Genomic DNA, 7,133 nt, shown 5'->3' with positions numbered 1-7,133 from the left:
GACGGCACCCGAGCCTATATGAAGGACAAGCCCTGGTGGGTGATCTCGGTCGCCGTGGTCGAGGACGGCCAGCCCATAGCCGGCGTCGTCTATGCCCCCCAGGTCGGCGAGGTCTATACCGCCATCATCGGCGGCGGGGCCAAGCTGAATGGCTCGCTGATCGTGCCAGCGCCCACCTTGCGTCTGGACGGCTGCGGCATGGTTGGGGACCAGCGGATGTTCGATCACCCCTCCTGGCCCCAGCCCTGGCCACGGATGCGGGTCGAGTCGCGCAACTCCACCGCCTATCGCATGTGCCTGGTGGCCTCAGGCCAGTTTGACGCCGCCCTGGCCCTGGTCGCCAAGGCCGATTGGGACCTGGCGGCGGCCGATCTGGTGGCCCGGGAGGCCGGCGCCTATTGCGGCGATCATCTAGGCCAGAGTTTCGCCTATAATGGCCAGATTCCCGCTCAGCTCAGCCTGTTGTGCGCGGCGCCGCGATTGGCCCCATTGATCCTGGAGCGCGTCTCGCATATCGCCCTTCCAAGTTAAGCCCTCATCTGAGGATTCCATGCCCGATAAACAGCTCTTGCACATCGTCATCGGCGGCGAACTGGAGGAAGTGGAGCATGTTCGTTTCCGCGACCCCTCCAAGATCGACCTCGTCGGCGCCTACGCCACCTATGAGGAAGCCCTTGCGGTCTGGCGCTCCAAGGCCCTGGCCACGGTGGACAACGCCCTGATGCGCTACTTCATCATCCACGCACACAAGCTGCTGGACCCGCAGCTGGACGGCGAAAAGCCAGGGGCCTGATCGCACCTCCGGTCAACAGGCGCCAAGGTTGTCGGCAAAGTGTCATCGGCCGTGGGCAGAATGTCTGCGACGAAGATCACAGGGTTCACACTGGCGGCGACCTGCCAGGTGTGAGAGCGGCGCGGACGTTCTGCGTCTGTTGTCGCCGGCTCCGGCGTCGCGGGAGCCGGCGACGATGCGCTCGCCCCTGGAAATCAATGTCGCGGCGCCTTAGGCCATTGGCGTCAGGGCAGGCGAGGCCACGCCGATGGCGGGCTGAACGAACTCGGAGATAGACGATGAAGAAGCTTCTGGGCGTATGCGCCGCGCTGGCGCTCCTCGGCGGCGCTGGGAACGCCCACGCCGCGCGGGACTATGTATGGGCCGCCGGCTCCTCCACCGTCTTCCCGTTCACCACCCGGGTGGCCGAAAACTACAGCCGCAAGACCGGCATGAAGGCCCCGAATGTCGAATCCCTCGGCACCGGCGGCGGGATCAAGCTGTTCTGCGGCGGGGTCGGCGACAACTTCCCCGACATCGCCAACGCCTCGCGTCCCATGACCCGCGGGGAGTTCGACACCTGTGCGGCCAATGGGGTCAATGACATCGTCGAATTGAAGGTCGGGTTCGACGGCATCGTCATCGCCGCCGACCGCGGCGCGCCGGACTATGCCTTCCGGCTGCCGCAACTCTATCTGGCGCTCGCCGCCAATGTGCTGCGGGGCGGCCAGTTCGTGCCCAACCCCTACACCAACTGGAACGAGATCGGTCCGGGCCTGCCGAATAACCGCATCCTGGTCTATGGCCCGCCGCCGACCTCCGGCACCCGCGACGCCTTCGTGGAATTGGGAATTGAGGCCTCAGCCCTGGCCTATCCCAGCGTTCGCGCCCTGCGTGAGCGAAACGTCGATGAGTTCCGGCAGATGGTCCATCCGCTCCGCCGGGAGGGCTGGGTCGACTCCGGCGAAAACGACAACGCCATCGTCCAGACCCTGACCAAGACGCCGGGCTCCCTCGGGGTGTTCGGCTATTCCTTCCTGGAAGAGAACGGCGACAGGGTGAAGGGCATGTCGATCGATGGGATCGCCCCCACGGTGATGACCATCGCCGACGGCAGCTATCCGCTTTCCAGGTCCATCTTCATCTATGTGAAGAAGGCGCATGTGGGCGTGACCCTCGGCTTGCAGGAGTTCGTGAACGAATTCGTTTCCGACGCCTCGGCCGGCCGCGGCGGCTATCTGCAGAGCCGGGGCCTGGTCCCCCTCCTGCCGCCTGAGCATGAGGCGGTGAAGGCTACCGCGGCGGCCATGACCACCATGAGCCGGCCCGACTAGGGTCCATCGCCGGGGCCCCGGCCCCGGCGGCCTGACGCCATGGATTTGCAAGCCGACCTGGCCTGGCTCTTCGCCGCCGTGGCCCTCGGCCCGTTCGTCGGAAGCTTCCTTGGCCTGATGAGCCTGCGGTTGCCGGACGGCCGACCTGTGGCCCTTGCCCGGTCGGCCTGCCCAGCCTGTGAACGCAGGCTAGGTCCGATCGACCTTGTTCCCGTCCTCTCCTATCTAGCCCTGCGGGGGCGCTGCCGCACCTGCGGGGCGCCGATCCCCCCGCGCTATCTGGTCCTGGAACTCGCCTGCCCCGCCCTGGCCCTGTGGTCGATGCTTGTCCATCCGTCTGCGGAGGGCTTTTTAGGCGCCCTGCTCGCCTGGCAACTGCTGTTGCTGGCCCTGCTGGACGCCGAGCACTTCTGGCTGCCACGGGCCCTGACCCTGCCGCTCCTGGTTTCCGGACTGGCCGTCGCCGCGGCCCAGGGGTTGCTTTTCGATCACGCCCTTGGCGCCGGGATCGGCTTTGCGGGCCTGAGTCTCCTCGCCCTGGCCTATCGGCATCTGCGCGGGCGTGAGGGCCTCGGCGGAGGCGACGCCTATCTGCTGGCCGGAGGGGGCGCCTGGTGCGGCGCGATCGCCCTGCCCAGCATCCTGCTGATCGCCGCCGCCTCGGGGCTCGCCTTTGTCCTCATGCAACGCCTGCGCGGACGCCCTGCAGGGCTGGATCAGCCCCTTCCCTTCGGGGTCTTTCTGGCCGCGGGAACCTGGTTGACCTGGCTCTACGGCCCCTTGGGCCTCAGCTAGGGGGCGCACGAGATCAGCGCAGGCGGCCAGCCAGGGTGGTCTCATAACCCCGCAGGGTGCGTTGATAGCCGACGGCGCTCAGGGCGGCCTCCACCTCGGGGCGGGTGGTGCGCAGGATCAGTTGCATCCTATAGACCCCCGCCGGACTGACCCGCAGATCAGCCTGGACATCCACCCCCTCGGCCTGCCCCCTCAGGGGGACGATCAGATCCTGGCCCGAGCAGGCGGCGGTCCCGGCGAGCGACAGGCCGGGAAGATCCAGCCCCGCCAGACTGAGTTGACGCAGGACCACCTCACCCGCAGCGCGGCGGCATTCATTGGCCCGCAATTCGAGGTCGAAGTCCTTCAACTCCAGGCGCCCGCCGAGGCCAGCGCCGGGCGCCAGGGCGACCAGGGGCAGGTCTGCGGCCACACCCAGCAGTTCGATGCGCCGTGGCCCCAGTCGAACCGCGCCCCTGGCGGGATCACTGTCAAAGAGCAGACGCACCCGCGCGGCCAGCAGGGAGACGGGCGATATCCGCAGGGAGACATCGCCGAGCCGGACCCCTTGGAAGGCCGCATCGCTCAGCTGTCCCCGCCAGACCGTGCCGGAGACTGCCGCGGCGCTGAGTCCAGCCCCGGCGGCCCGGCCCGCCAGCACCAGGCTCAGCGGCGCCGTCGCCAGCACAAGGATCAGGGCGAAGGCGAAAAAGAGCGCGAAAAGGGCGGGAGTGCTCAGGCGCAGTTCGAGTCCCGACCTCATGGCGCGACGCCTGCGAAGGTCGCGTCCACGTCCAGTTGGCCGACCTCCCCCTTCAGGAGGGTGAGGTGGCGGGCGGCGATGGCGTGCTCGGCCTGCAACTGGGCGATCCAGGGCAGGACAGCCGTGCTCGGGCCCATGACCACAGCCTGCACCGTTCCCCCTTCTCCGGCCTCGATCCGAATGATCTCCAGGCCAGCGGCCTCAGCGGTTTGGGCGACCAGACGCTCCACTGGCGCGCCACGACCGCGGGGCGCGGCCGCCTCGCCCAGGCGCGCGATTTCGGCCGCTGCGGCGTCGACCACCGCCTCGTCGGCCAGGGCTCGGGCCAGATGCGACTGAGCGTCCTTCGACGCGCCGCGCAGGGGCGCGGCCAGGCCGAACCAAAAGACGAAGAGCAGCAGAAGTCCGCCGAGGGCGCCCAGGAGCATCTGTTCGCGCCGGCTGCGCGTCGTCCACCAATCCATCATGGCCGTGCTCCTAGAATGACGTCGCTGATCACCCGGCCGCTCTCTTCCCGCGAACCCTCCACCCGCACGGTCAGGCCCGCGGCCTGTAGGGCCTGGGCCAGACTCTCCCCATCGGCATAGGCCGCATGGCTGAGCGCGGCCCGAGCTGCGCCGTCCGGCATGATGATCAGGCTCTCCACCTGGACCTGATCCATGGGCTCGACGGCGGCGAACAGTTGAGCCGCCAGACCGCTGGCCCCGCCGCCGGCGACCAGGGCCAGGGCGTCCAGACGCGCCTGAGCCTGAACCGCCGGGTCGGTGATCGTTTCGCCCTCAGCAAGCAGGGCGGCGACCTTGGCCTCAGCCCGGGCCTCGGCCTGGCGGGCGCGGACATGGTCGGCGCCGGCCTGGGCGGCCCACAGGATCAGCGGACTGACCAGCAGAACCGCCGCCAGGATCGCGGCCCGTCGCAGATCTCGCCGACCCAGGGGTTCTCGACGATCCGGATCGAAAGCGCCTTGCAGCAGATTGATTGCGGGGCTGGCGGCCATATTGGCCATGGCGCGTTCCAGGGCGGGTCCCGCCAGCGCCGTAGCGGGCCGTGCGCCGACAATGGTCGTCACCAGGTCAGGCTCGCCGGTGAAGGCCAGTCGCTGGCCACGCACGGCGATCAGGGGACCGAATTCGGCCGTGATGATCACCGGGGGCCCCTCCGGATTGTCGAGGGGGTCGGAGGGCGGTTCGGGCAGGGCTAAACAGTCGGGAATCACCAGGACCGGCGAGACCCCGTGCAGGGCGGCATGATCGAGCCAGGCCTGCATCCGCGCCCCGCTGAGCGCCACCACCAGACGCTGCCCGTCGGCCTCCTGGGGACCGAGGGCCACATGGACGCCGGCCGCGCTGGTCATCTGATCTTCCAGCTGCGCAAGGGCCGCGCCCCGGGCCTGGGCCTCCGAAGCCGCCTTGATGGGCGCCCAGCGAACCAGAACATCCGCCCCTGGGATCACCAGAACCGTGCGCATGGGGGTAAGAGCGGACGGCTCCTGCACCTGCAGGATGCCGCTGCCGACCACCGAGCCCAGTTCATCGAGGATCAGATAGGTCGGTTCGGCGTCGGGCGCGGCGCCGGCGATGACGATGCGGGTTCGGTTCATTCGTCGTATGTCCATCGGCGAGCGGCCAGGCGAACCTGACCGGAGGGATCGACCTCGAACAGGCCGCTGGCGACCACCTCAGCGTCGAGATAGTCCACCTGGGTCTGCAGGGTGAAGAAGCGGGTGGTCGCCTTGACCTGGCTGGGGTCGGCGGGAATGTGCTCGACCAGGGCCGGCTGACGCCAGAAGTCCTCAACGCTCCAGCCGCCCACCGGACGCGCCGCGATCACACGGCGGGCGAGCTCAGGCGCCACGGCGCCCTCGGTGAGCATGGTGATCAGGACCGCCTTGTCCGACGTCAGGGTGTTCACATTGATCGGCGAGAGATCAGTGGTGGGCAGGGCGCACACATAGGGCCGCAGGCGGACATAGACCCCCGGCGTGAAGCCGCGGATGGCCCGAAGCTCGCTGACCTCGGCCAGCAGCGTGCCCCCGGTCCGGTAGGCGGGCGTGCCGGCGAGATAGGCCTCATCCTCGGCGCCGCCGCTCTCGCGGACCCCGTCGCTGTCGATCCAGTCGGTGAGGGCCGCCGCCAGCATCTCGGCCTCACGGGGCGCGAAGGTCAGGGCCGTGAGCAGGGCGTTGAACTGGGCCACCCCCAGATCACGACGGCTCAGCACATCGCCCGCCCCCTGAACGACGCTGTTCAGGTTGAAGCAGGCCGCCCCATCGGTGATGCGGCTCTGGATCAGGCCGTTCTCCACCGGGAAGCTGAAGGGGCGGTCAGACCAGCCCCCGTCCAGGGTGATCCGGTCGGCCGCGCGGGCCAGGGCGCCGATCTGTCCGGCGGCGAGGGTCTCGGCGCCCAGGGCGTACCAACGGGCCTGGCCCACGGCTTGGGCGTTGGCCGCGCGTCGCAGACCAAAACGGATGTCATCCAGCACCACCGAGGCCAGGGTCGCCAGCACGGCGACCAGCAGCAGCACGGTCAGCAGCGCCACGCCCCGCTCTGAGAACTGGTCGGCCCGCCGGCTCATGCGCCGCCATCCGGCAGGAGCACCAGCTGGGTCACCTCACCAAACTCTGCATGGTCGATTTGCAATCGGATCGCCTGAGGCAGGGGCCGATCGGCGCTGGGCGCCCAGGCCGGCGTCCAGACCCCGCGGGCGTAGAAGTCGACCTTCAGCGCCCTGACACCCCGGAGCAGCACCTGCGGCGGGCCAAGGGCTGCGCCGTCCAGGGCCGCGCGGACCCGGCGCTCCAGCCGGTCCTCCACCAGGCGGTACTCAACATGCTGCATTGAGGCCCGTGGGGCGGCGTCGGGATTATCCCAGCCCCGCCGGGTGAAGGCCAGACTTGGCGCGGCTGCGGTCTCTCCGCCCGACAGGCTGCGTCCCGGCGCGCCGCCATCGGCGCGGGTGCGGCGATGGGCGATCTGTTCCAGGTCGGTCTTGATCAGGGCGCGCGCGCTCTGCAGGGCGGCGATCGCGTCCATCCGCTCGCGGACCACGGCGCGGTTGTCGGCGGCGAAGCCCAGCACGGCGACGCCAGCGGCCGAAAGCAGGCTGAAGACCAGCAGGGCCACCAGCATCTCCACCAGGGTGAAGCCCTTCATGCGCCCCCCCGGAACACCGTGACCTCGGCCACAGGGCGCGGCTCAGAGACGCTGGAGACCTGGACATCGATCCGCAGCATGCCCTGGTCGACCGGCGTCACCATCCGCCGCCAGATCCAGTCCTGGTCCCCGAGCCGCACCTCTCCTTCGCCAGCGCCCAGGGCCGGGGGCTCCGGCGAGATCAGGGCCTCGACGGCGGCGTTCTCCGCCACCATCGCCGCCAGGGTGCGCGTCTGCAGCAGCTGGGCGGTGCGCGTATTTTCCCCCGCCAGGTTCAGCAGGGCGAGCACCACCAGGCTGAAGACCGCCAGGGCGACCAGCAGCTCGATCAGGGT

The 7,133-nt window shown here is 69.4% G+C and carries 10 protein-coding genes; 4 read left to right on the top strand and 6 right to left on the bottom strand.

Translation table 11 applies throughout. The features are described from left to right. The 4 genes from Q7V15_RS02055 to Q7V15_RS02040 form a co-directional block, all read left to right on the top strand. The coding region (locus Q7V15_RS02055) for an inositol monophosphatase family protein (protein WP_304753427.1) at positions 1 to 531 on the top strand (531 nt) is incomplete at its 5' end. Between the two features lie 19 nt (positions 532 to 550). Then, positions 551 to 793: a DUF4170 domain-containing protein gene (locus Q7V15_RS02050; protein WP_304753425.1), complete on the top strand. Its 243-nt coding sequence runs from the start codon at positions 551 to 553 to the stop codon at positions 791 to 793. A 278-nt stretch (positions 794 to 1,071) separates the two neighbouring features. Beyond that, positions 1,072 to 2,106: a substrate-binding domain-containing protein gene (locus Q7V15_RS02045; protein ID WP_304753423.1), complete on the top strand. Its 1,035-nt coding sequence runs from the start codon at positions 1,072 to 1,074 to the stop codon at positions 2,104 to 2,106. Positions 2,107 to 2,145: 39 nt separating this feature from the next. Further along, on the top strand, positions 2,146 to 2,901 hold the full coding sequence (locus tag Q7V15_RS02040) for an A24 family peptidase (RefSeq protein WP_304753421.1): 756 nt from the start codon (positions 2,146 to 2,148) through the stop codon (positions 2,899 to 2,901). 13 nt (positions 2,902 to 2,914) lie between these two features. On the opposite strand, the gene Q7V15_RS02035 is transcribed toward Q7V15_RS02040, so the two are convergent. The 6 genes from Q7V15_RS02035 to gspI all read right to left on the bottom strand — a co-directional run. After that, a complete protein-coding gene (locus Q7V15_RS02035; RefSeq protein ID WP_304753419.1) occupies positions 2,915 to 3,643 on the bottom strand; it encodes a type II secretion system protein N in 729 nt (242 codons plus the stop codon). Further along, positions 3,640 to 4,110 carry a type II secretion system protein GspM gene (gene gspM / locus Q7V15_RS02030; RefSeq protein WP_304753418.1) on the bottom strand — a complete coding sequence of 157 codons (471 nt, stop codon included), beginning with the start codon at positions 4,108 to 4,110 and terminating at the stop codon, positions 3,640 to 3,642. The genes Q7V15_RS02035 and gspM overlap by 4 nt, the downstream gene beginning before the upstream one ends. Further along, complete coding sequence (gene gspL, locus Q7V15_RS02025; RefSeq protein ID WP_304753416.1) at positions 4,107 to 5,243, bottom strand: type II secretion system protein GspL; 1,137 nt, start codon at positions 5,241 to 5,243, stop codon at positions 4,107 to 4,109. Before gspL ends, gspM begins: the two co-directional genes overlap by 4 nt. Next, positions 5,240 to 6,220: a type II secretion system minor pseudopilin GspK gene (gspK, locus tag Q7V15_RS02020; RefSeq protein ID WP_304753414.1), complete on the bottom strand. Its 981-nt coding sequence runs from the start codon at positions 6,218 to 6,220 to the stop codon at positions 5,240 to 5,242. The genes gspL and gspK overlap by 4 nt, the downstream gene beginning before the upstream one ends. Beyond that, positions 6,217 to 6,798, bottom strand: coding sequence for a type II secretion system minor pseudopilin GspJ (gene gspJ / locus Q7V15_RS02015; RefSeq protein ID WP_304753413.1), 582 nt, complete (start codon positions 6,796 to 6,798; stop codon positions 6,217 to 6,219). The genes gspK and gspJ overlap by 4 nt, the downstream gene beginning before the upstream one ends. Then, a partial coding sequence (gene gspI / locus Q7V15_RS02010; protein ID WP_304753411.1) for a type II secretion system minor pseudopilin GspI occupies positions 6,795 to 7,133 on the bottom strand: 339 nt, incomplete at its 5' end. The genes gspI and gspJ, both read right to left, overlap by 4 nt.

This window comes from Phenylobacterium sp., assembly GCF_030651755.1.
In the GTDB taxonomy this organism is placed as follows: domain Bacteria; phylum Pseudomonadota; class Alphaproteobacteria; order Caulobacterales; family Caulobacteraceae; genus Phenylobacterium.
The sequence above is the reverse complement of the archived record's forward strand: the minus strand, read 5'-3'. Positions and strand labels throughout refer to the sequence as shown.

What these genes read in the sequence shown, in the direction of transcription:
- Q7V15_RS02050 (WP_304753425.1), top strand. Translation starts at nt 551, where the DNA reads ATGCCCGATAAACAGCTCTTGCACATCGTCATCGGCGGCGAACTGGAG.
- Q7V15_RS02045 (WP_304753423.1), top strand. Translation starts at nt 1,072, where the DNA reads ATGAAGAAGCTTCTGGGCGTATGCGCCGCGCTGGCGCTCCTCGGCGGC.
- Q7V15_RS02040 (WP_304753421.1), top strand. Translation starts at nt 2,146, where the DNA reads ATGGATTTGCAAGCCGACCTGGCCTGGCTCTTCGCCGCCGTGGCCCTC.
- Q7V15_RS02035 (WP_304753419.1), bottom strand. Translation starts at nt 3,643, where the DNA reads ATGAGGTCGGGACTCGAACTGCGCCTGAGCACTCCCGCCCTTTTCGCG.
- gspM (WP_304753418.1), bottom strand. Translation starts at nt 4,110, where the DNA reads ATGATGGATTGGTGGACGACGCGCAGCCGGCGCGAACAGATGCTCCTG.
- gspL (WP_304753416.1), bottom strand. Translation starts at nt 5,243, where the DNA reads ATGAACCGAACCCGCATCGTCATCGCCGGCGCCGCGCCCGACGCCGAA.
- gspK (WP_304753414.1), bottom strand. Translation starts at nt 6,220, where the DNA reads ATGAGCCGGCGGGCCGACCAGTTCTCAGAGCGGGGCGTGGCGCTGCTG.
- gspJ (WP_304753413.1), bottom strand. Translation starts at nt 6,798, where the DNA reads ATGAAGGGCTTCACCCTGGTGGAGATGCTGGTGGCCCTGCTGGTCTTC.